This is a genomic window from Janthinobacterium sp. LM6, from assembly GCF_002002885.1.
GTDB lineage: Bacteria > Pseudomonadota > Gammaproteobacteria > Burkholderiales > Burkholderiaceae_D > Janthinobacterium > Janthinobacterium kumbetense.
The window spans coordinates 5,638,826-5,659,519 of record NZ_CP019510.1 but is presented as its reverse complement, the minus strand read 5'-3'; the positions used below and the strand labels follow the sequence as shown (position 1 = coordinate 5,659,519).

Annotated in this window: 22 protein-coding genes; 20 read left to right on the top strand and 2 right to left on the bottom strand. The window is 63.9% G+C overall.

Going from position 1 to position 20,694, the window contains the following annotated elements; all coding sequences use genetic code 11:
* The first annotated feature begins 77 nt into the window (after positions 1-77).
* The 4 genes from BZG29_RS24845 to BZG29_RS24830 are packed head-to-tail and all read left to right on the top strand — an operon-like array spanning position 78 to position 2,835.
* Entirely contained in the window at positions 78-1,655 is a 1,578-nt protein-coding gene (locus BZG29_RS24845) for a HAMP domain-containing sensor histidine kinase (protein WP_077408456.1), read from the top strand.
* A 15-nt stretch (positions 1,656-1,670) separates the two neighbouring features.
* Positions 1,671-2,258, top strand: coding sequence for a DUF1697 domain-containing protein (locus BZG29_RS24840; RefSeq protein ID WP_077408455.1), 588 nt, complete (start codon positions 1,671-1,673; stop codon positions 2,256-2,258).
* Positions 2,258-2,659 (top strand): DUF3224 domain-containing protein, encoded by a 402-nt coding sequence (locus BZG29_RS24835; RefSeq protein ID WP_077408454.1) that lies wholly within the window; start codon positions 2,258-2,260, stop codon positions 2,657-2,659. The genes BZG29_RS24840 and BZG29_RS24835 overlap by 1 nt, the downstream gene beginning before the upstream one ends.
* Entirely contained in the window at positions 2,656-2,835 is a 180-nt protein-coding gene (locus tag BZG29_RS24830) for a hypothetical protein (RefSeq protein ID WP_077408453.1), read from the top strand. Before BZG29_RS24835 ends, BZG29_RS24830 begins: the two co-directional genes overlap by 4 nt.
* A gap of 83 nt (positions 2,836-2,918) precedes the next feature.
* Here the strand turns inward: BZG29_RS24830 and BZG29_RS24825 are convergent, their stop codons facing one another.
* Positions 2,919-3,320: a hypothetical protein gene (locus BZG29_RS24825; protein WP_150131049.1), complete on the bottom strand. Its 402-nt coding sequence runs from the start codon at positions 3,318-3,320 to the stop codon at positions 2,919-2,921.
* Between the two features lie 332 nt (positions 3,321-3,652).
* On the opposite strand from BZG29_RS24825, the gene BZG29_RS24820 reads away from it, so the two are divergent.
* The 4 genes from BZG29_RS24820 to BZG29_RS24805 are packed head-to-tail and all read left to right on the top strand — an operon-like array spanning position 3,653 to position 5,783.
* On the top strand, positions 3,653-4,006 hold the full coding sequence (locus tag BZG29_RS24820) for a metalloregulator ArsR/SmtB family transcription factor (RefSeq protein ID WP_070310209.1): 354 nt from the start codon (positions 3,653-3,655) through the stop codon (positions 4,004-4,006).
* An 8-nt stretch (positions 4,007-4,014) separates the two neighbouring features.
* Complete coding sequence (locus tag BZG29_RS24815) at positions 4,015-4,440, top strand: YeeE/YedE family protein (RefSeq protein WP_077408451.1); 426 nt, start codon at positions 4,015-4,017, stop codon at positions 4,438-4,440.
* An 8-nt stretch (positions 4,441-4,448) separates the two neighbouring features.
* A complete protein-coding gene (locus BZG29_RS24810) occupies positions 4,449-4,880 on the top strand; it encodes a YeeE/YedE family protein (protein WP_077408450.1) in 432 nt (143 codons plus the stop codon).
* A gap of 45 nt (positions 4,881-4,925) precedes the next feature.
* Complete coding sequence (locus BZG29_RS24805; protein ID WP_077408449.1) at positions 4,926-5,783, top strand: ChaN family lipoprotein; 858 nt, start codon at positions 4,926-4,928, stop codon at positions 5,781-5,783.
* Here the strand turns inward: BZG29_RS24805 and BZG29_RS24800 are convergent, their stop codons facing one another.
* The gene (locus BZG29_RS24800; protein ID WP_077408448.1) at positions 5,784-6,611 is read right to left on the bottom strand and encodes an IclR family transcriptional regulator C-terminal domain-containing protein; all 828 of its coding nucleotides are present in this window, start codon (positions 6,609-6,611) and stop codon (positions 5,784-5,786) included.
* Between the two features lie 166 nt (positions 6,612-6,777).
* Here BZG29_RS24800 and BZG29_RS24795 point away from each other — a divergent pair, with 166 nt between their 5' ends.
* From BZG29_RS24795 to BZG29_RS24740, 12 genes are all read left to right on the top strand, one after another.
* On the top strand, positions 6,778-7,476 hold the full coding sequence (locus BZG29_RS24795; RefSeq protein WP_077408447.1) for a 3-oxoacid CoA-transferase subunit A: 699 nt from the start codon (positions 6,778-6,780) through the stop codon (positions 7,474-7,476).
* Between the two features lie 11 nt (positions 7,477-7,487).
* Positions 7,488-8,129, top strand: coding sequence for a 3-oxoacid CoA-transferase subunit B (locus BZG29_RS24790; RefSeq protein ID WP_077408446.1), 642 nt, complete (start codon positions 7,488-7,490; stop codon positions 8,127-8,129).
* Between the two features lie 34 nt (positions 8,130-8,163).
* Positions 8,164-9,366 (top strand): 3-oxoadipyl-CoA thiolase, encoded by a 1,203-nt coding sequence (gene pcaF / locus BZG29_RS24785; RefSeq protein ID WP_077408445.1) that lies wholly within the window; start codon positions 8,164-8,166, stop codon positions 9,364-9,366.
* Positions 9,367-9,518: 152 nt separating this feature from the next.
* The gene (locus BZG29_RS24780; RefSeq protein ID WP_077409278.1) at positions 9,519-10,814 is read left to right on the top strand and encodes an MFS family transporter; all 1,296 of its coding nucleotides are present in this window, start codon (positions 9,519-9,521) and stop codon (positions 10,812-10,814) included.
* A 76-nt stretch (positions 10,815-10,890) separates the two neighbouring features.
* On the top strand, positions 10,891-11,586 hold the full coding sequence (locus BZG29_RS24775; protein WP_077408444.1) for a fumarylacetoacetate hydrolase family protein: 696 nt from the start codon (positions 10,891-10,893) through the stop codon (positions 11,584-11,586).
* An 18-nt stretch (positions 11,587-11,604) separates the two neighbouring features.
* Positions 11,605-11,928: a thioredoxin family protein gene (locus BZG29_RS24770; protein WP_150131048.1), complete on the top strand. Its 324-nt coding sequence runs from the start codon at positions 11,605-11,607 to the stop codon at positions 11,926-11,928.
* A gap of 785 nt (positions 11,929-12,713) precedes the next feature.
* Positions 12,714-13,964, top strand: coding sequence for an MFS transporter (locus tag BZG29_RS24765; RefSeq protein WP_077408443.1), 1,251 nt, complete (start codon positions 12,714-12,716; stop codon positions 13,962-13,964).
* Between the two features lie 245 nt (positions 13,965-14,209).
* Positions 14,210-15,229 (top strand): ABC transporter substrate-binding protein, encoded by a 1,020-nt coding sequence (locus BZG29_RS24760; RefSeq protein WP_150131047.1) that lies wholly within the window; start codon positions 14,210-14,212, stop codon positions 15,227-15,229.
* 154 nt (positions 15,230-15,383) lie between these two features.
* Positions 15,384-17,558: an iron ABC transporter permease gene (locus BZG29_RS24755; protein WP_253192696.1), complete on the top strand. Its 2,175-nt coding sequence runs from the start codon at positions 15,384-15,386 to the stop codon at positions 17,556-17,558.
* Positions 17,555-18,640: an ABC transporter ATP-binding protein gene (locus BZG29_RS24750; RefSeq protein WP_077408441.1), complete on the top strand. Its 1,086-nt coding sequence runs from the start codon at positions 17,555-17,557 to the stop codon at positions 18,638-18,640. The genes BZG29_RS24755 and BZG29_RS24750 overlap by 4 nt, the downstream gene beginning before the upstream one ends.
* Positions 18,637-19,470: an inositol monophosphatase gene (locus BZG29_RS24745; protein ID WP_150131046.1), complete on the top strand. Its 834-nt coding sequence runs from the start codon at positions 18,637-18,639 to the stop codon at positions 19,468-19,470. The genes BZG29_RS24750 and BZG29_RS24745 overlap by 4 nt, the downstream gene beginning before the upstream one ends.
* Positions 19,471-19,579: 109 nt before the next feature.
* Positions 19,580-20,686, top strand: coding sequence for a porin (locus BZG29_RS24740; protein WP_077408438.1), 1,107 nt, complete (start codon positions 19,580-19,582; stop codon positions 20,684-20,686).
* The last annotated feature ends 8 nt before the right edge of the window (positions 20,687-20,694 follow it).

Below are 20,694 nucleotides of genomic sequence, written 5' to 3'. Positions count from 1 at the left end.
TTGATTCAGGCTGTTGTCCGCTGACGTCACTGCGCCCGCGCCGCGGGCTGGCGGCCTGGCCCGGGGAGTGTTGATCGATGGTGAGTATCCAAGTCCGGCTGACCCTGCTTTTTGTCGTGATCGTCACCCTGGTGCTGGGCATTTCGGGTAGCTATACCCAATATACCTTGAGCAAGGAACTCGAATCGGGCAGCGCGCGCCTGCGCAGCGGCGTGCTGACGCGCTTGCAGACCAGCTTGCCGTCCGCCCTGTGGGACCTCGACAAATCCAAGGTCGACAGCATCGTCGCGGCCGAAATGCTGCCGCCGGAACTGGTCGGCATCCGCGTCTACGACGCCTCGGTCGGCCTGTTCGCGGGCGAAGTGCGCGACGCGGCGGGTACCCTGGTGCCGCTGACGGCCGACGTGGCCATGGGCGGCACGCCCGTCGAGGCGCCGCTGGTGTTCCGCGACGCCGTGGCGGCGGCCACGGGCGGCAAGCCGGTGATCGTCGGCAAGGTCATCGTCAATTTCAGCCGTGCCCAGATCGATGCGGCCCTGCGCGGCGAAGTGCGGCGCAAGGTGCTGGAAGTGTTGCTACTTGACATCATTTTGGTGGGCGCCCTGGCGCTGAGCCTGCGCATCGTCTTCGGCCCATTGAAACAGTTGCGCGACGGCTTGTTCGACCTGGCCACGCGCGGCAGCGCCGACGTCGAAGAGCTGCCGGAAAACCGGCGCGACGAGCTGGGCGACGTGATCCGCGGCTTCAATGCCGTGCAGCGCAAGCTCAAGTCCATCATCGAGGGCAGCCGCGAGGCGGAAGACATGGCGCGCCGCTCGCAGCAGGAGACGGCGCAAGCCATGGACGAATTGCGCCGGGCGCAGGAATCGTTGCTGCAGTCGGAACGCCTGGCCTCGCTGGGCAGCCTGGTGGCGGGCGTGGCGCATGAAATCAACACCCCGGTCGGCATCGCGCTGACCAGCGCATCGGTGCTGAAGGAAGCCACCGATCACATCAGTGCGGCGGTGGCGGGCGGCAGCGTCAAAAAGACCGATATCGTGCGCTACCTGGAAACGGCCGGCGAAAGCGCGCGCCTGATCATGAACAATGCCTACCGCGCCGCGCACCTGATCCACAGCTTCAAGCAGATCGCCGTCGACCAGGTCAGCGAGGCGCGACGTTTGTTCGAATTGCGCGACTATATCGGCGAAGTCATCTCGAGCCTGCAGCCGACCCTGAAAAAGACACGCATCCGCATCGATATCGATTGCCCGCCCGGCATCATGCTCGACAGCTATCCGGGCGCGCTGGCGCAGGTGCTGACCAACCTGGTCCTGAACTGCGTCGAGCACGCTTTCGATGCGGACACGGATGGCCACATCCATATCGGCGTGCACGGCGACAACGACTGGATCGCCATGCAGGTGCGCGACAATGGCCGCGGCATCGCGCCCGACATGCTCGACCGTGTGTTCGACCCGTTTGTCACCACGCGGCGCGGACAGGGCGGCACGGGCCTGGGCTTGAATATCGTATTCAACTTGATTGCCAAGCAGTTTGGCGGCACCATCACGGTCAGCAGCACCTTGGGGCAGGGCGCGACGTTCCTGCTGCGCCTGCCCAAGGTGACGCCATTGCCGGAAGGCGCCGCCAGCGTTCCGGCCGGCCAGGCATAGGCAAGGAGACAACACATGGCACAGATGGAAAATAGTCAGCAAGTGGCGCTTTTGCGCGGGATCAATGTCGGCCGCGCCAAGCGCGTGGCCATGGCCGACCTGCGCAAGCTGCTGGGCGACCTGGGTTTTGCGCAGGTGCGCACCGTGCTCAACAGTGGCAACGTCGTGTATGACGGCGGCAAGGTCGCGCCGGCCGACGCCGCTGCCCGCATCGAGGAAGCGCTGGTGCTGAAACTGGGCGTGGCGGCCCGGGTGACGGTGCTGTCGGCCAGCCAGTTTGCCGAACTGATCGAACAAAACACCCTGGCGCCGGCGGCCGATGCGGCGCGTCTGCTGACCTTGGTGCTGAACAATCCGGCCGACATGCAGCGCCTGGCGCCCCTGGCGCAGCGGCCGTGGCAGCCGGAAGCGCTGGTCCTGGGGCGCTGGGCTGCGTATGCCTGGTGTCCCGACGGCGTGTTGGCCAGCAAGGTGGTGGCGGCGCTGGGCGCGCTGCTCGGCGATGGCGTCACCTCGCGCAACTGGGCCACCATGCAAAAATTGCATGTGCTGCTGAACGGGCCGGAGGCGGCCGCCACCTCTTCATCTTCCAAGGAGCACTGATGCCTACCATTACAGGCGAATTCAACGTCACCATCACCCCGGAAACCTTGTCGGATACGGCCGCGCAATCGGGGCTGGGACGCCTGTCGCTAGCCAAGCGCTACCACGGCGCCCTCGACGCCAGCGCGCGGGGCGAGATGCTCAGCGCGCGCGCCAGCGTGGCCGGCTCGGCAGGCTATGTGGCGCTGGAGCGGGTGGAAGGCACGCTGGACGGGCGTCACGGCAGTTTTTATTTGCAGCACAGCGGCACGATGACGCGCGGCGCGCCCGCTTTGTCGGTGACGGTGGTGCCCGATACGGGGACGGGGCAACTGGAAGGGCTGTCGGGCAGCCTGGCCATCCGCATCGAAGATGGCAAGCATTATTATGATTTCACGTACGACATTGCTGAGGCGCAATGAACTGGGATATCGTCAAGGGTATATTGATCCTGCTGGTCGCCGTCAGCGCCCTGGGCACGGCCTTCGTGCTCATTTCCGCCTCGGGCACGGACAAGGCGGCCTGCATCGCGCGCGCCCTGAAGTCGGGCATTCCTGTGGGGAATATCGAACGGGTTTGCCGCTTGCTGGACAAGTGAGCATTGACCGGCACGGCAGGCAAAAAAATTCCGCGCAAGGCGGAATTTTTTTTAAGGCAGCGGCATCGGCTGCCGGAATAGGCTCAGCTATCGAATTTTTCCTGTTTTTCGCCGTGCATGCTAAAGGCCAGCAGGCCCAGTCCCACCAGCAGCATCGAGACCATGCTCGCTTCGGGCACGGGCGGGGGCACGTTCGTTTGCTGCACGGGCGGGGCCGTGGCGGCTGCGGACGGAGGCAGTGCGCCCTGGCGCGCACCGGTGCTGCTCCAGCGCGGGGCCGCGTTGAGCATGGTGCCCTGCGCCAGCAGGCGCGCATACGGCAAGTCCGGTGTGTCCCAGCCGGGATTGTCGGCAGTGCTGGTGAAACCGAGACTGTCGTCGCTCACGACCTGGGCGTGTGCCGTGGGCGGGGTGCTGGCCGCCGCACTGCCGGCACACGCCGACAGCGCCAGCATGGCCATGCCTAGCGGCTGAAGTAACTTCATCTTTGACTCCCTGGTTCACCGTGCGGTGCGGTCGAAAACCGGCCTGCGCCTGGACGGACAATGCGCCTGTACGGGGGCGTATCACGATTTTTCTGAAGAGGTCTTATTACAGCACAAATCGTGGCAATTTTGCTACGCTTATTTGCTTTAAATTACGAATATTTATCATTTTGATAGCGTGATGGCTATCGCTGCCGCACACTTCGCAAGAGCACGCTATCGCCGAAGAACACTGTTGTTTTTTTGTGTGAATCGCCAGCAGGAAAACAGTATATTGATTAGTATATTGTTTATCGCATGATGATCAATATGACCGCCTGTGGGAGGGCACGATGGAGACAGTCGCAACACAACACGCCGAATACAACCTCGACGCCATGCGTGGCTCGGCCTACAAGGCCAGCTCGCTGCTCAAGGCCATGGGCAATGCCGACCGATTGATGCTGCTGTGCCAGCTATCGCAGGGCGAGCATTGCGTCAGCGACCTCGAACAAAAAGTGGGCATCGGCCAGCCGACCCTGTCGCAGCAGCTGGGCGTGCTGCGCGAAGAGATGCTGGTGGCCACGCGGCGCGACGGCAAGCAGATCTATTACCGTGTCGCCAGCGCGCCCGTGCTGGCCGTGCTGCAAGTGCTGTACGCGCAATTTTGCGCGCCGCGGCCTCCGTTCAACGACGAAGCGGACTGAATATTTCCATGCACATCGACTGGCAGCACTTCACGCCGTGGGCCTCGCTGGCCGGCGGCATGCTGATCGGCCTGGCGGCTGCGCTATTGATCTTGTTCAATGGCCGCATCGCCGGCATCAGCGGCATTCTTGGCGGCTTGCTGCGCCCGCGCCAGGGCGATCTGGGCTGGCGCATCGCCTTTCTTGCCGGCCTGGTCGGCACGCCCCTGCTGTACCAGCTGTGGCATGCCTTGCCGCCCGTGCGGATCGACGCCGGCACGCCCGCCCTGATCGTGGCGGGTTTGATGGTGGGCGTGGGCGTACGCTATGGCGCCGGTTGCACCAGCGGCCACGGCGTGTGCGGCCTGTCGCGCCTGTCCCCCCGTTCGCTGGCGGCCACCATCGTCTTCATGGCGGCCGGTTTCCTCACCGTGTATCTGTTGCGCCATCTGTGAGCAAGCTTATGAGCAAGCTGATCTTTTCCCTGTTGAGCGGCCTCGTCTTTGGCCTGGGCCTGATCGTCTCCGGCATGAGCAACCCGGCCAAGGTGCTCGGTTTCCTCGACCTGGCCGGCGCCTGGGATCCGTCGCTGGCGCTGGTGATGGGCGGCGCCATCGGCGTGGCCCTGCCCGCCTTCTGGCTGGCGCGCCGGCGCACCAGGTCGCTGCTGGGCGACTCCATGCAATTGCCGGCATCGCGGCGCATCGACCGGCGCTTGCTGCTGGGCAGCCTGGCCTTTGGCGCGGGATGGGGCATCGCCGGTTTCTGTCCCGGTCCCGCCCTCGTCTCCCTGCTGGCGGGACAGCCGAAGGCGTGGATTTTTGTGCTTGCCATGCTGGCCGGCATGGCCGTCTTTGAAGTGCTGGAGCGCCGCAACGCACCCGCGCCGGCCTGAGACGGTACAATCTGGCGCATCGCCACTTGAAGATACCCGCCTGACATGAAAACCGTGATTTTCCGCGCCGGCGCGCGCGCCGCCCTGTTGTGCAGCGTGCTGGCACTGGCCGCCTGCGGCAGCTTGCTGAAGAAAGACGCTCCGCCCCCTCCCGCGCCCGTGGCCGACGCCTTGCCCAATCCGCAAGTGTTGCTGCTGGGCGAAGTCCATGACAATGCGCAAGGCCAGCGCCTGCGCGTCGAGGAATTGCGCCGCCGCCTGGCGGCCGGCTGGCGTCCCGTGATTGTCATGGAACAGTTCGACCGCGAAAACCAGGCCTTGCTGACGCGCGCCGCGCGCGATTGCGCCGACCCCGATTGCATCATCCGCGTGATGGAACAGCCGCGCTGGGACTGGAGCTTGTACCGGCCCGTGCTGGACCTCGTCATCAGCTACCAGCTGAGCCTGGTCGCCGGCAACCTGTCGCCGGCCGATGCCTCGCGCATCGTGCGCGACGGCATCCAGTGGGGCATGCCGCCCGCCATGGTGGCCACGTACCTGGCTGCGCCCGTGCCGGCCGATATCCTGGACGGGCAACAGAAGGAAGTGCAGGCGGCCCGCTGCAACATGTTGCCCGACATGATGATCAAAGGTGTCGTCAACGCCCAAGTGGCGCGCGATATCTGGATGGCCAAGCTGATCCGCGACCAGGCGCCGCGCGACGTGGTGCTGATCGCCGGCAACGACCACGTGCGCAAGGATATCGGCGTGCCCCGCTGGCTGAAGCTGGCCGACCCGCAGCTGAACGTGCGCAGCATCGGCTACCTGGAGCAGGGTAGCACCGGCTACAAGGGCACGTTTGATCTGACGCAAACGATGCCGGCGCAGCCGCGCCCGGATCCGTGCGCGAAGTTTAACAAGTAATCACTGCTGCACCCGCACCAGGGCGCTGACCCGGCTGGCCGTATCGAGCAGTTTCGGCAAGCTGTGTTCCAGCAGGTGCGCGACGGACGGCCCCGCCGTCTGGCCGCTGACGTTGATCGCCGCCACCACCTTGCCGGCCCGGTCGAACACGGGCGCGGCCAGGGCGATCAAGCCCTGTTCCAGCTCTTCCTGCACCAGGCACCAGCCCTGGCGCCGCACTTGCGCAATCTCTTCCATCAAGACGTCGATATCGACCTTGGTCGCCGGCGTGATTTTTAGCAGCGCCATCTTCGACAGCCGTTCGCGCAGCACCTCGGGCGCCAGGCCCGACAGCAACACCCTGCCCATCGAGGTGCAGTAGGCGGGCAGGCGGCTGCCGATGCCCAGGTTGATCGACATGGTGCGGTGCGCGGACAGGCGCACGACGTACACGATGTCGTCGCCGTCGAGCACGGTGGCCGAGCACGACTGGCGCAAGGTCTGCATCAATTCTTCCAGCAGCGGCTGCGCCTGCGTCCACACGGGCAGCGACGACAAATAGGCATAGCCGAGGTCGAGCACCTTCGGCGTCAGGCGGAACAGCCGCCCATCCGCTTCTACGTAGCCAAGATGCAACAAGGTGTGCAGGATGCGCCGCGCGCCGGCGCGCGTCAGCTGCGCCCGTTCCGCCACTTCGCTCAGGGTCTGTTGCGGCGCGTCCGCGCCAAAGCTGCGCAGCACGGCCAGGCCCCGCGCGAACGATTGCACATAGCTGTCGCCAGGGCGCGGTGCGCCGTCGGCATCGAGGGTTTCTTCGGCGGAAAGGGGCGTGCTGCTGCGTACGGTCATGGCGATTCCAATTGGTCAAGGTGGCAATTATAGCCATGGCGCCGGCGAAAACGGCAAATTGACAAGCGCCCCGATCAGGCATATTCTCACGAATAAGTTCTAAATACGAATATTTGTTCGACATACGAACAAATGGATTGTGAGTTTGATTGGGAGGAGACAGGCAATGATCGACAAACTGCGTTCCAGCGTGCTTGATGCGCTGGCCGATATCCACGATGGGGCCACCGTCATGATTGGCGGCTTCGGCGGCGCGGGCCAGCCGGCCGAGCTGATCGACGGCTTGATCGCCCAGGGCGCGCGCGACCTCGTCATCGTCAACAACAATGCGGGCAATGGCGACACGGGCCTGGCCGCCCTGCTGAAAAACGGGCAGGTGCGCAAGATCATCTGCTCGTTCCCGCGCCAGGCCGATTCCCACGTGTTCGACGCGCTGTACCGCGCAGGGAAGCTGGAGCTGGAATTGGTGCCGCAGGGAAATCTGGCCGAACGCATCCGCGCCGCCGGCGCCGGCATCGGCGGCTTTTTTACGCCCACGGGCTATGGCACGGACTTGGCCAAGGGCAAGGAAACGCGCGAGATCGATGGCCGCATGTATGTATTCGAGTCACCGATCCACGCCGATTTCGCGCTGATCAAGGCGGAGCAGGGCGACCGCTGGGGCAACCTGACCTACCGCAAGACGGCGCGCAACTTCGGTCCCATCATGGCCATGGCCGCGAAAGTCAGCATTGCTTCCGTGCATGAAGTTGCTGAACTGGGCAGCATCGATCCCGAGCACGTCATCACGCCGGGCCTGTTCGTGCAGCGCCTGGTGCAAGTGCCGCGCACGGCCACCGGCCCCGCCGGCTTCAAAGCTGCCTGAGGAATATCAACATGAATAAATGGAATCGAGACCAGATGGCGGCCAAGGTGGCGGCCGACATCCATGAAGGCAATGTCGTCAACCTGGGCATCGGCTTGCCGACCCTGGTGGCCAATCACTTGCCGGCTGGCGCGGATATCATCCTGCACAGCGAAAACGGCGTCATCGGCATGGGGCCCGCGCCCGCGCCGGGCGAGGAAGACTACGACCTGATCAATGCGGGCAAGCAGCCCGTCACCCTGCTGGCCGGCGGCAGTTACTTCCACCACGCCGACAGCTTCGCCATGATGCGCGGCGGCCACCTGGACATCTGCGTGCTGGGCGCGTTTCAAGTATCAAGCACGGGCGACCTGGCCAACTGGCACACGGGTGCGCCCGACGCCATTCCCGCCGTGGGCGGGGCCATGGATCTGGCCATTGGCGCGAAAAAAACCTGGGTCATGATGGAATTGCTGACCAAGACGGGTGAAAGCAAGCTGGTGCAGGCCTGCACGTATCCGCTCACGGGCATAGCCTGCGTCAGCCGCATCTACAGCGACCTGGCCGTGCTCGACCTGGGACCAAACGGTGCCACGGTCGTCGAGCTGGTGGACGGCTTGAGTTTCGAGCAGCTGCAAGCGTTGACGGCCGTGCCGCTGACGGATGCGCGCTAACTCACAATCAATACACTTTCTTGGAGGAAAGAACATGACCCACGCATACATTTGCGACGCGCAGCGCACCCCATTCGGCCGCTACGGCGGCGGCCTGTCCGGCGTGCGCGCCGACGACCTGGGCGCCGTGCCCATCCGCGCCTTGATGGCGCGCAACCCGAATGTGGACTGGACTTTTGTTACCGACGTGCTGTACGGCTGCGCCAACCAGGCGGGCGAGGACAACCGCAACGTGGCGCGCATGGCCGCCTTGCTGGCGGGCTTGCCCGACAGCGTGCCGGGCGCCACCCTGAACCGCCTGTGCGGCTCGGGCCTGGACGCTATCGGCAGCGCCGCCCGTTTCATCAAGAGCGGCGAAGCGGGCTTGCTGATCGCCGGCGGCGTGGAAAGCATGAGCCGCGCACCGTTTGTCATGGGCAAGGCGGACAGCGCCTTTTCGCGCGGCATGAAAATGGAAGACACGACCATCGGCTGGCGCTTCATCAATCCCTTGATGAAGGCGCAGTACGGCGTCGATTCGATGCCGGAAACGGCGGAAAACGTGGCGTCCGACTTCGGCATCAGCCGTCTTGATCAGGATGCGTTCGCCCTGGCCAGCCAGGTGAAAGCGCTGGCGGCGCAGCAGGCGGGCGTGTTCGACAGTGAAATCTGTCCCGTCACCATTGCGCAAAAGAAGGGCGAACCCCTCGTCGTTGCCCGCGACGAGCACCCGCGCGCCACCACCCTGGAAACATTGACGAAACTCAAACCCGTCGTGCGTGCGGACGGCACGATTACGGCCGGCAACGCGTCCGGCGTCAACGATGGCGCCGCGGCCCTGCTGCTGGCCGACGAGGCCAATGCGGCCCGTTTCGGCCTGACGCCCCGCGCGCGGGTCGTGGCCATGGCCACCGCCGGCGTGGCGCCCCGCATCATGGGCATCGGCCCCGCGCCCGCCACCCTGAAAGTGCTGGCCATGACGGGCTTGACCCTGGCCGACTTCGACGTCATCGAACTCAACGAAGCATTCGCCGCCCAGGGCCTGGCCGTGCTGCGCCAGCTGGGTCTGCCCGACGACGATCCGCGCGTCAACCCGAACGGCGGCGCCATCGCCCTCGGCCATCCGCTGGGCGCGTCGGGCGCGCGCCTGGCCATGACGGCCGTCAACCAGCTGCACCGCACGGGCGGGCGTTACGCCTTGTGCACCATGTGCATCGGCGTGGGCCAGGGCATCGCGCTGGTGCTGGAACGGGTCTGATTCCGCCCGCCCGCAGGTGAAAAAAGTTGCCGGCGATACGTATTAACGCGTATGCCGGGCGGCTTTTTGACCCTGATCAAGGGCGTATGATGCAAAACCAGCCCGGGCAACCCGGCTGGCGTTGGCTTTTTCACACGAACAAGAAGACTGATATGACATCCCACGATACTCCGCATGACGTTGCGCAGCTGACATCCCAGCAGCGCATCAAGGCCATCATTGGCGCTTCCTCCGGTAACCTGGTCGAATGGTTCGACTTCTACATTTACTCGTTTTGCGCGCTGTACTTCTCGCACGCCTTCTTCCCTTCCGGTAACCCGACGACGCAGCTGCTGCAGACGGCCGGCATCTTTGCCGCCGGTTTCCTCATGCGTCCGGTGGGCGGCTGGCTGTTCGGCCGTATCGCCGACAAATACGGCCGCCGCCAGTCGATGATGATTTCCGTGCTGATGATGTGCGGCGGCTCGCTGATGATCGCCGTGCTACCCACGTATGAAACCATCGGCGCCTTCGCCCCGTTCCTGCTGCTGGTGGCGCGCCTGTTCCAGGGCTTGTCCGTGGGCGGCGAATACGGTACCAGCGCCACCTACATGAGTGAAGTGTCGGAATCGGGCAAGCGCGGTTTCTTCGCCTCGTTCCAGTACGTGACCCTGATCGGCGGCCAGCTGCTGGCCTTGCTGGTGCTGGTGGTCTTGCAGCAACTGCTGACCCTGGAAGAATTGCGCGCCTGGGGCTGGCGCATCCCGTTCGTGTTCGGCGCCCTGGCGGCCCTCGTGTCGCTGAACCTGCGTAAATCCCTGACGGAAACGACGACCGCCAGCGAGCGCAAGGACAAGGACGCGGGCAGCCTGCGCGGCTTGCTCAAACACAAGCGCGCGTTTATTACCGTGCTGGGCTTTACTGCCGGCGGCTCGCTCGTGTTCTACACGTTTACCACCTACATGCAGAAATACCTGGTCAACACGGCCGGCATGGACACCAAGACGGCCAGCGCCGTCATGACGTGCGCCTTGCTCGTCTACATGATTTTGCAACCGGTGTTCGGCGCCTTGTCCGACCGCATCGGCCGCCGCACCTCGATGCTGTTCTTCGGCGGCCTGGCCACCCTGTGCGTGCTGCCGATCATGCATGCCTTGAAGGATATTTCCAGCCCGTACGCGGCGTTCGGCCTGATCATCATCGCGCTGGCCATCATCAGCTTCTACACCTCGATCAGCGGCCTGATCAAGGCGGAAATGTTCCCCGTCGAAGTGCGCGCGCTGGGCGTGGGCCTGTCGTATGCGGTCGCCAACGCCATGTTCGGCGGTTCGGCCGAATACGTGGCGCTGCAGTTCAAGGCCTGGCACGTGGAAGAGTATTTCTATTGGTATGTCACCATCATGTGCCTGATTTCCTTCATCGTGGCCATCCGCATGCCGGACCCGAGCCGCTCGGGCTTGCTGAAGTAACGTTGTCGTAAAATAGGGGACACTGCGGTGTCCCTTTTTCATCGCCGCCTTTTTATCGTGCCGATCAGGAGTTTTCATGTCGTATGTCATTCCCGCAGCCATCCAGCCCAGTGTTCCCGTCAGCGGCAGCGTTGATACTTTCCCCGTCCACCGCATCTATTGCGTGGGCCGCAACTATGTCGACCATGCCAAGGAAATGGGCCACACGGGCCGCGAGGCGCCGTTTTTCTTCATGAAGCCCGCCGACGCCGTGCTGCCCGTGCCAGCCGGCACGATGGGCGAGCTGCCGTATCCGGCGCAGACGCAGGATTTCCAGCATGAGATGGAACTGGTGGTGGCCATCGGCAAGGGCGGCAGCGATATCGGCGTGGCCGATGCGCTGAGCCACGTGTGGGGCTATGCGATCGGCCTGGACATGACGCGTCGCGACGTGCAGGGCGCGGCGAAAAAACTGGGCCGTCCGTGGGAGACGGGCAAGGCCTTCGAGCACTCGGCGCCCATCGGCCCCATCACGCCGGCCGCGCAGGCGGGTGACGTCCAGCATGCCGCCATCACCCTGCGCGTGAATGGCGAGCTGCGCCAAAGCAGCAGCATCGATATGCTGATCTGGAATGTGGCGGAAACTATCGCCGACCTGTCGACCTATTTCACCTTGCAGCCGGGCGACCTGATCTACACGGGTACGCCGGCCGGCGTGGCGGCCGTGCAGCGCGGCGACGAGCTGGTGGGGGCCATCGATGGCCTGGGCGAACTGCGCGTGAAAGTGGTCTGAGTGGACAAGGAGAGCGGCATGATGAATGACACGTATGCTGTGGCGCAACCCACGCGTGCCGGGATCGACGCGCTGGCGGGCCCGGCCCTGCTGGAATTCGGCACGGGCTGGTGCGGCCACTGCCGCGCCACCCAGGCGCCGCTGGCCGCTGCCTTTGCGCAGCACCCCGAGGTGCCGCACCTGCGCGTGGAAGACGGCCCCGGCCGCGCCCTGGGACGCTACTTCCGGGTGAAACTGTGGCCGACCTTGATTTTCCTCAAGGATGGCCAGGAAGTGGCGCGCCTCGTGCGCCCGCTCGACAGCGCGGAGATCGCCAGGGCGTTCGCCCTGATTGATGCGTAGGTCGTTTTAAGCCCAACGGCAGATGCCGGGGTCGGACCCTCAGGGTCCGACCCCAGTCCTTGCTGTTGGGGTTTGCATTTCAAACTATCTTGCCGCACCGCACCACTGCGCGTATCATAAGCCGCTTACAGCAAGATCAACCGCATCCTTAGTGATGCAGCGCGATGATCGCCGGCCCGCTCCACCCGGAGGGGCCGCAGGCAAGGATTCACCACAAATGACCGATGCCGCGATGCCGACGCGCGGGTCTGGTACGGAATGCCTGGCGATACGCCGGGCCTGATACACGTCGCCCATCCCCTGACGCCTTTCCTGCCGTGCCCCGGGTAACCGGATGGCGCACGACCGTTGTTTCTCTGATCAGCACTGATCACAGCGCGATAGCGCGCGTTTGTTCACCGTTGCCTGCCGTTAACAACGGCGTGTTGCTGCGTGGAATTTGTTTGCGAATTTAGTAGCAAATTCACAGCAAATACGTCCGCGCACAGCTATGATAGGTGAACAATGCGCCTAAGTAATCGTCGGGAAATTATTGTAAATTTATGATGAACAGAAGCGGATGTGATGCAAGGCGGCTGTCGCGACGCAGTGCGAGCACTGCGAGCGGCTGCCAACGCAGCAGCACGCCGCTTATGGAAGTCAGAAATAACAATAATTTACTGGCGGTTACTTTATACAACGTGCTGTGCTGCTGCCTGAAAAAACATCCAGAGAATGGCCTTTAGACACCCTCCCCAAGGAGCGCAGTAAATGAGCACCCCCCCAAGAAAAATTCCCCCGGCACGGTGCTGTTCGCCAGCCTGATCGGCACCACCATCGAGTTCTTTGACTTTTATATCTACGCCACCGCCGCCGTGCTGGTGTTCCCGAAACTGTTCTTCCCCGCCGGCGACCCGTCGGCCGCCGTGCTGCAGTCGCTGGCCACGTTCGCCATCGCCTTTTTTGCCCGTCCCATCGGTTCTGCCGTGTTCGGCCATTTCGGCGACCGCATCGGCCGCAAGGCCACCCTCGTGGCCGCTTTGCTGACCATGGGTATCTCCACCGTCATCATCGGCTTGCTGCCGACGTATGCCGCCATCGGCACCTTGGCGCCGCTGCTGCTGGCGCTGTGCCGTTTCGGCCAGGGCCTGGGCCTGGGCGGCGAGTGGGGCGGCGCGGTGCTGCTGGCCACGGAAAATGCGCCACCGGGCAAGCGCGCCTGGTACGGCATGTTCCCGCAGCTGGGCGCGCCGATCGGCTTCTTCCTGTCGGGCGGCATCTTCCTGCTGCTGAGCGAAACCATGACCGATGAGCAATTCTTCAGCTACGGCTGGCGCATCCCGTTCCTGGCCAGCGCGCTGCTGGTCATCGTCGGCCTGTACGTGCGTCTGAAGATCACGGAAACGCCGGACTTCCAGAAAGTCATCGACAAGAACGAAGTCGTCAAGCTGCCCGTGGCCACCGTGTTCCGCCAGCATGGCCGCATGTTGTTCCTGGGCACCATCATCGCCCTGGCCACCTTCGTGCTGTTCTACCTGATGACGGTGTTCGCGCTGAGCTGGGGTACGACCAAGCTGGGCTTCACGCGCAAGGAATTCCTCGTCGTGCAGCTGTTTGCCGTGCTGTTCTTCGCCCTGACGATTCCATTCTCGGCCGTGCTGGCCGACCGCCGCGGCCGCCGCGCCACCCTGATCTGGGTCTCCGTCGCCATCGCCATCTTCGGCCTGGTGCTCGCTCCCATGTTCGGCTCGGGCGTGACGTGGGAAGTGACGGTCTTCATGGCTGTCGGCCTGGGCCTGATGGGCATGACCTACGGTCCGCTGGGCACGATGTTGTCCGAACTGTTCCCGCCCGAAGTGCGCTACACGGGCGCCTCGCTGACGTTCAACCTGGCCGGCATCCTGGGCGCCTCGCTGGCGCCGTACATCGCCACCTGGCTGGCCACCAACTACGGCTTGCAATACGTCGGCTATTACCTGTCGCTGGCAGCCGTGCTGACTCTGGGCGCGCTGTTGATGGTGGGCAAGCCACGCGCGGGCAAGGAAGCCTGGCAGTAACACCCCTCTGACCCCACCGGTCCCGAAAGCCGCCAGCTGCAACGCTGGCGGCTTTTTTTGTCGGTAAAACACCACGCGGCACGCCTGCCGAGATTCTTGTTGACAGTCAAAATCGGCTGGTGGTAAGGTGTGCACACGTGTGCAATGCAGTGCAAGGCCTTTAAAAGCACATCCCGGGACAGTGACACCGCAAGATAGCGGTGCGGTCTGAAGTACCACAACGACAACAAACTTGGAGTGAGACGATGAAGATGCGCAATGTTGCGATTGCTATAAGCCTGGCCCTGCCGATGACGGCCATGGCCGCCGAGGAACGCCTGTCCGTGCTGTGTTCGGCCGACATGGAGTGGTGCCAGCTGATGAAGAACCGCTTCGAGGCGGAAAGCAAGATCAAGGTATCGATGATCAGGAAGAGCGCCGGCGAGGCGTATGCGAAGATCCGCGCCGAAGCGTCGAACCCGAAATCGGACATCTGGTGGGGCGGCACGGGCGACCCGCATCTGCAAGCCGCCGCCGAAGGCTATACGGAAGAATACAAGTCGCCCACCCTGCCCAAGCTGCAGCCGTGGGCGCTCAAGCAGGCCGAGACGGCCAAATACCGCACCGTCGGCATCTATATCGGCATCCTGGGCCTGGCCTACAACGAAAACGTGCTGAAGAAGAAAAACCTGCCGCCGCCCCAATGCTGGAAAGACCTCGTCAAGCCCGCCTACAAGGGCGAGATCGAGATGGCCAACCCGAACTCCTCGGGCGCCGCCTACAACGCGCTGGCCACCGTGGTGCAGTTGATGGGAGAAGAGGACGCCTTCGATTTCCTGGCGAAAATGGGGCAGAACGTCAGCAAGTATCCGAACGCGGGCGTGGCGCCCGGCGAGGACGTGGGCCGCGGCGAAGCGGGCGTGGCCATCGGTTTCATGCACGACCTGATGAAACTGACCGTGGCCGGCTTTCCCGTGAAAGTCTTGCCGCCCTGCGAAGGCACGGGCTACGAGATCGGCTCGATGAGCATCGTCAAGGGCGCGAAAAACATGGAGCAGGCAAAGAAATTCTATGAATTCGCCCTGCGTCCGGACGTGCAGAGCGAAGCCGTGAAAGCGCTGGCGTTCCAGATCCCGTCGAATACGGCCGCCACCATTCCCGCCGCCTCGCCGCGCCTGGAAAACATCAAGACCATCAACTACGACTTCGCCAAGTATGGCGCCTCGGACACGCGCAAGCGCTTATTACAACGCTGGACCACGCAGATTTATTCTGCCGGCAATTAACGCGCGTCAAAACTTACTGCGCGTCTCGGCCGCAACTCACTGCCGCTCGCTACAGTTTTGGCAGGCGTTAAACCTATATCAATTGTTCAAAACGTCTGGGAAACAGAGCGCACCGCGCAACAGAATTTCAGACGTTCATAGTTGGATGAAACTCATGAAAAAGATATTTTACGGCTGGCTGCTGGCCGCCCTGGCAGCGTTGTGCCTGTTGCCCTGGCAGCAGCAGGAAGCGGGATTGTTCGCCGGCGAGTGGTTGCGGGACGGCCAGTTCTTCAGTGACCGCGGCGCACCGGCCATGCTGCACCTGCTGTCGTTCGGCGCCTGGCCGCTGGGCGTGTTCTTCGCCCTGCTCGCCGCCAGCGCCGCGCTGGTGGCCGCCAATCCCCACCGCAAGACCCTGGGCCTGGGCCAGATCGCCCTCGGCGGCGCGGGCCTGCTGTGGCTGGCATGGCTGGGCTGGGGCCCGCTGGCCGCCGGCACCGGTCTCGGTTTCGGCGCGCTGCTGCTGTCGCTGTGCCTGCTGTTCCTGCTCACCTCGGGCGCCGCCGCCTGCGGCGTGTGCCGCGGCGACGCCTTCGTGGCCGGCGCCATCGGCCTCATCATTTGCTTGATTTCCCTGTTCGTGCTGTTCCCCGTCGCGCTGATCCTCGTCAGCGCCGGCCAGCCGATGGACGATGGCGGCACGGGCGCCGCCGCCCTGGCGCGCCGCATGGCGGATCCCGGCATCTGGAGCCTCAATTGCGTGTCCGGTCCCGGCCGCTGCGGCGTGGCCTGGAATACCCTGGCGCTGGCCCTGCTGACGGGCGTGTCGGCCACCTTCCTCGGTCTCGTGTTCGCCCTCTTGGTGACGCGCACCAATGGCCGCTGGGTACGTCCGATGCGCGCCATCACCATCTTGCCGATCGTCACGCCGCCCTTCGTGCTGGGCCTGGCCCTGATCCTGCTGTTCGGCCGCAACGGCGCCATCACGGGCCTCGTCGGCGACCTGTTTGGTATCGAGCAGAGCCGCTGGCTGTACGGCATGACGGGCGTGTGGCTGTCGCAGATGCTGGCCTTTGCTCCGATTGCCTTCATGACATTGATTGGTGTGGTGGAAGGCGTCAGCCCGTCGCTGGAAGAAGCGTCGGGCACCCTGGGCGCCAGCAGCTGGCAAACCTTCGTCAAGGTGTCGCTGCCCTTGATGCGTCCCGGCATCGCCAATGCCTTTTTGCTGTGCTTTATCGAAAGCATGGCCGACTTCGGCAACCCGATGGTGCTGGGCGGCAACTTCCACGTGCTGTCGACGGAAATCTTCTTTTCCGTGGTGGGCGCCTCGAACGATCAGGGCCGCGCGGCGACTTTGGCCATCGTGCTGCTGACGTTTGCCGTGGGTGCCTTCTTCATCCAGAACCTGTGGCTGGGCAAGAAATCGTATGTGACGGTGACGGGCAAGGCCGACCACGGCGGCCACGCCTCGCTCAACCCGCGCCTGAAAACCACCTTGTGGACCATCGCCCTGCCATGGTTCGCCTTCACGGCCCTGGTCTACGGCACCGTGGTGGCGGGCGGCTTCGTGAATAACTGGGGCCAGGACAACGCCTTCACCTTGCGCCATTACATCGACGCCTTTGGCATCACGGCGGGCGCTTCCGGCTGGCAATGGACGGGCCAGGCCTGGCCGTCGCTGTTCACCACGCTGACGATCTCGGCCATCGCCGCGCCCTTGACGGCCTTTGTCGGCATCCTGTCGGCCTGGCTGCTGGTGCGCCAGCAATTCGCCCTGAAGAGCGCGTTCGAGTTCGGCACCATGCTCAGCTTTGCCATTCCCGGCACCGTCATCGGCATCAGCTACATCCTGGCGTTCAACTCGGCGCCCATCGAGTTGACGGGCACGGCGACGATTCTGATCCTGTGCTTTGTCTTCCGCAACATGCCGATGGGCTTACGCACGGGCATCGCCGCCATGCGCCAGCTCGACGGCAGCCTGGATGAGGCATCGATCACCCTGGGCGCCAGCAGCTGGACCACCATGCGCAAGGTCATCCTGCCGCTGCTGCGCCCGGCCATCGCCTCGGCCCTCGTGTATGGCTTCGTGCGCTCGATCACGTCGATCTCGGCCGTCGTCTTCCTCGTCAGCGCCGATTACGACATGGCCACGTCCTACATCATCGGCCTGGTGTCGAACGGCAACTACGGCACGGCGATTGCCTACGCCACGGTCTTGATCGTCGTCATCCTGCTGTGCATCCAATTGATCCATTTGCTAGTCGGCAAGCGCCGCCTTCGCCGCGTCAGCGCCGAAAAAACGCTGCCGGCCGCCGTTCCCAACCTGGAAAAGAGCTACGCATGAACCACTTTACTACCCAAGCAACAGAGCTTGCCGCGCTGGAATTCGACGGCGTTACCAAACGCTACGGCAAGGCGCTGGCCGTGAACGATGTGTCGTTCACCATCGCGCCGCGCACCATGGTTACCCTGCTGGGCCCCAGCGGCTGCGGCAAGACCTCGACCCTGCGCCTGATCGCCGGCCTGGAACGCGTCAGCGCCGGGCGCATCCTGCTGGCCGGCGAAGACGTCACCCTGACGTCCGCCGCCGAGCGCGACGTCAGCATGGTGTTCCAGTCCTACGCCCTGTTTCCGCACATGACGGTGCTCGACAACGTGTGCTACGGCCTCATCGTGTCTGGTGAAAGCAAGCCGCGCGCCGTGGAACGGGCGCAGGAAAGCTTGCGCCTGGTGGGCCTGGCCGATTTTGCCGCGCGCTTCCCGAACGAGTTGTCGGGCGGCCAGCAGCAGCGCGTGGCCGTGGCCCGCTCGCTGGTGCTGCAGCCCAAGGTCTTGCTGCTGGACGAGCCGCTGTCGAACCTGGACACGAAACTGCGCCGCCGCGTGCGCGACGAGATCCGCGACATCCAGGTCAAGCTGGGCTTGACGGCCGTGTACGTCACGCATGACCAGGAAGAGGCGCTGGCCATTTCCGACCAGATCATCGTCATGAACCGGCAAGTGATCGCGCAAAAGGGCACGCCGCACGAGCTGTTCGAATCGCCGGCCGACAAATTCGTCGCCGACTTCATCTGCAATGCGAACATCGTCGATGGCGTGATCGAAGCGGTGGCCGATGGCAAGGCTACCTGCGTCATGGGCAAGTTGCGGCTGCGTCTGCCATGCCGCAGCCAGCGCAGCGGCGAAGCGAGTTTCGCCGTGCGTCCGGAAGCGATCCTGCTGTCGCCCGCGCAGCCCGACAGCGCCATGGTGGTGCGCGTGGCGCGCGCCACCTACCTGGGACGCGAAATGCAATACACGCTCGACACGCCGGTCGGCGAACTGTTTGCCGTCTCGCACGACTTGAGCCAGGTTTTCACGCAAGGCACATCGGTCGCCATGACCGTACACGAACATGGCGCAGCCATCATTGGAGGACAAGCATGACAGATATGACACAGGCAGCGGTACTGGCCGACGCGGCCACCCTGGAGCGCTATGCCTACGCCCGGCACATCATCCGCCAGGCGGGCGAGATTGCGCTGGGCATGTTCCAGCGCCGCACGGAACTGGTGATCGAGGAAAAAGGCTTGCAGGACATGGTCAGTATCGCCGATCGCATGGTGGAAGACTATGTGCGTGCGCAAATCGCCGCGCGTTTTCCTGACGACGCCGTGGTGGGCGAGGAGCGGGGCGGCGGGGCGTCGGACGCGCGCTGTGTGTGGGTCATCGATCCCATCGACGGCACGGCCTGCTTCGTCAACGGCATGCTGGCCTGGTGCGTGTCGATTGGCGTGCTGGTCGACGGCAAGCCGGCCATCGGCGCCGTGTACGACCCGAACGCGGACGAGTTGTTCCACGCTTGCCAGGGGCAGGGCGCCTACGTGGCGGCGAAGGCCGGGGAAACGCGGCTGCGCGTCAACGACGTGGCCAGTTTGCAGGGCGGCGTGCTGGGCGTGGGCTTTTCGCACCGCGTGGGCACCGATACCTTCCTGCCTTTCCTGCTCGACGTGCTGGAAGAGGGCGGCATGTTCATCCGCAACGGTTCCGGTGCGCTGATGATCGCGTATGTGGCGGCCGGGCGCCTGATCGGTTATTTCGAGCCGCACATCAATTCCTGGGATTGTCTGGCCGGCATCGTGCTCGTCAACGAGGCGGGCGGGCGCTGTAATGATTTTCTGGCCGATAACGGTCTGGAAAAGGGCAACCCCATCCTGGTGGGCGGCCCCCGCCTGTATCCGCAACTGGCAGCGCTGGCCTTGCCGCGCTGTGCCTGAGCACATTTTATTGAAAGGGGGGACAGGCGTCCGGCGAGGGACGCGGAGTGGCAACACACTGTTGAGCATCATGAGTAATCCACCACCATAAAAACAAGCAGGAGACAAAATGAAAAACGGGATGAAAAACGAGATGAACACCATGCAGTTGAGCAAGATCGCCGCCGTATTCTTGCTGGCCGTGCCAGGCTGCGTGCTGGCCGAATCGAGCGTCGTCGTGTACGGCCGCATCCATGCGGGCTTCGACCGTATCGAAACGTCGAGCTCGGCCACGGCACCGAATGGCGAATCCATTTCCCGCGTATCGGACAATTCCTCGAAGATCGGCTTCCGGGGAAGGGAAGACTTGGGCAATGGCAACACGGCCTTCTTCCAGATCGAGGGCAATGCCAAGCTGGACGATGGCACGGGCGCCATCAATAGCAAGGATACCTTTGTCGGGCTGGAAAACCCCGCCTATGGCCGCATCGCGCTGGGCCGCTTCGCCACGCCGATTCGCCAAATCAACGGCTACACCAACCGTTTCGTGGGCGAAGGCATCCAGGATGACGCCAACATCTCCCAGTTGGGCGGCGAAGGCTTCAACCGCCGCAGTTCGAACGCCGTCAGCTACCGCACGCCGGTGCTGCAAGGCTTCAGCGCCACGATTTACCACGCCAGCGAAAACGAGGCATCGAACGGCGACCGCATCTATTCGGGCATCGTGCAATACGTGAACGGCCCCATCAAGGGCGCCGTCGGCTATGAAAAGCATAAGGACTTGCGTCCCGGCTTCAGCGAAAAGATGTTCCGCGCCGTGGGCAATTACAACTTCGGCGGCGGCGACGTGGGCGTGGCCTGGAACCGCATGGTGTATGACGTGGCCGGCGGCGACTTGCAGCGCGACTACTTCACCATCACGGGCGCCTACAAAGCGGGCGGCGGTTCCTTCATCGGCAGGTTCGGCGTGGCGGGCGACGTCTCCGGCAGCGCGCCGAACGGCAGCAGCGTGACCATCAAGGCGACCACCCTGGTGCGCGGCGACGACAGCGGCGCCAAGCAGGCCACCCTGGGCTACGAGTATTACCTGTCCAAGCGCAGCACCGTGTACGCCTATTACACGCAAACGAATAACGACAGGAACGCCAACTACACGTTTGGCGGCAATGCCTTCGCCGCCACCAAGAAGGGGGCCAAGCTCAGCGGCGTAATGCTGGGCGTCATCCACCTGTTTTAATCTTTTTT

Coding starts and splice junctions, on each gene's coding strand:
- BZG29_RS24845 (WP_077408456.1), top strand. CDS start 78: ATGGTGAGTATCCAAGTCCGGCTGACCCTGCTTTTTGTCGTGATCGTC.
- BZG29_RS24840 (WP_077408455.1), top strand. CDS start 1,671: ATGGCACAGATGGAAAATAGTCAGCAAGTGGCGCTTTTGCGCGGGATC.
- BZG29_RS24835 (WP_077408454.1), top strand. CDS start 2,258: ATGCCTACCATTACAGGCGAATTCAACGTCACCATCACCCCGGAAACC.
- BZG29_RS24830 (WP_077408453.1), top strand. CDS start 2,656: ATGAACTGGGATATCGTCAAGGGTATATTGATCCTGCTGGTCGCCGTC.
- BZG29_RS24825 (WP_150131049.1), bottom strand. CDS start 3,320: ATGAAGTTACTTCAGCCGCTAGGCATGGCCATGCTGGCGCTGTCGGCG.
- BZG29_RS24820 (WP_070310209.1), top strand. CDS start 3,653: ATGGAGACAGTCGCAACACAACACGCCGAATACAACCTCGACGCCATG.
- BZG29_RS24815 (WP_077408451.1), top strand. CDS start 4,015: ATGCACATCGACTGGCAGCACTTCACGCCGTGGGCCTCGCTGGCCGGC.
- BZG29_RS24810 (WP_077408450.1), top strand. CDS start 4,449: ATGAGCAAGCTGATCTTTTCCCTGTTGAGCGGCCTCGTCTTTGGCCTG.
- BZG29_RS24805 (WP_077408449.1), top strand. CDS start 4,926: ATGAAAACCGTGATTTTCCGCGCCGGCGCGCGCGCCGCCCTGTTGTGC.
- BZG29_RS24800 (WP_077408448.1), bottom strand. CDS start 6,611: ATGACCGTACGCAGCAGCACGCCCCTTTCCGCCGAAGAAACCCTCGAT.
- BZG29_RS24795 (WP_077408447.1), top strand. CDS start 6,778: ATGATCGACAAACTGCGTTCCAGCGTGCTTGATGCGCTGGCCGATATC.
- BZG29_RS24790 (WP_077408446.1), top strand. CDS start 7,488: ATGAATAAATGGAATCGAGACCAGATGGCGGCCAAGGTGGCGGCCGAC.
- pcaF (WP_077408445.1), top strand. CDS start 8,164: ATGACCCACGCATACATTTGCGACGCGCAGCGCACCCCATTCGGCCGC.
- BZG29_RS24780 (WP_077409278.1), top strand. CDS start 9,519: ATGACATCCCACGATACTCCGCATGACGTTGCGCAGCTGACATCCCAG.
- BZG29_RS24775 (WP_077408444.1), top strand. CDS start 10,891: ATGTCGTATGTCATTCCCGCAGCCATCCAGCCCAGTGTTCCCGTCAGC.
- BZG29_RS24770 (WP_150131048.1), top strand. CDS start 11,605: ATGATGAATGACACGTATGCTGTGGCGCAACCCACGCGTGCCGGGATC.
- BZG29_RS24760 (WP_150131047.1), top strand. CDS start 14,210: ATGAAGATGCGCAATGTTGCGATTGCTATAAGCCTGGCCCTGCCGATG.
- BZG29_RS24755 (WP_253192696.1), top strand. CDS start 15,384: ATGAAAAAGATATTTTACGGCTGGCTGCTGGCCGCCCTGGCAGCGTTG.
- BZG29_RS24750 (WP_077408441.1), top strand. CDS start 17,555: ATGAACCACTTTACTACCCAAGCAACAGAGCTTGCCGCGCTGGAATTC.
- BZG29_RS24745 (WP_150131046.1), top strand. CDS start 18,637: ATGACAGATATGACACAGGCAGCGGTACTGGCCGACGCGGCCACCCTG.
- BZG29_RS24740 (WP_077408438.1), top strand. CDS start 19,580: ATGAAAAACGGGATGAAAAACGAGATGAACACCATGCAGTTGAGCAAG.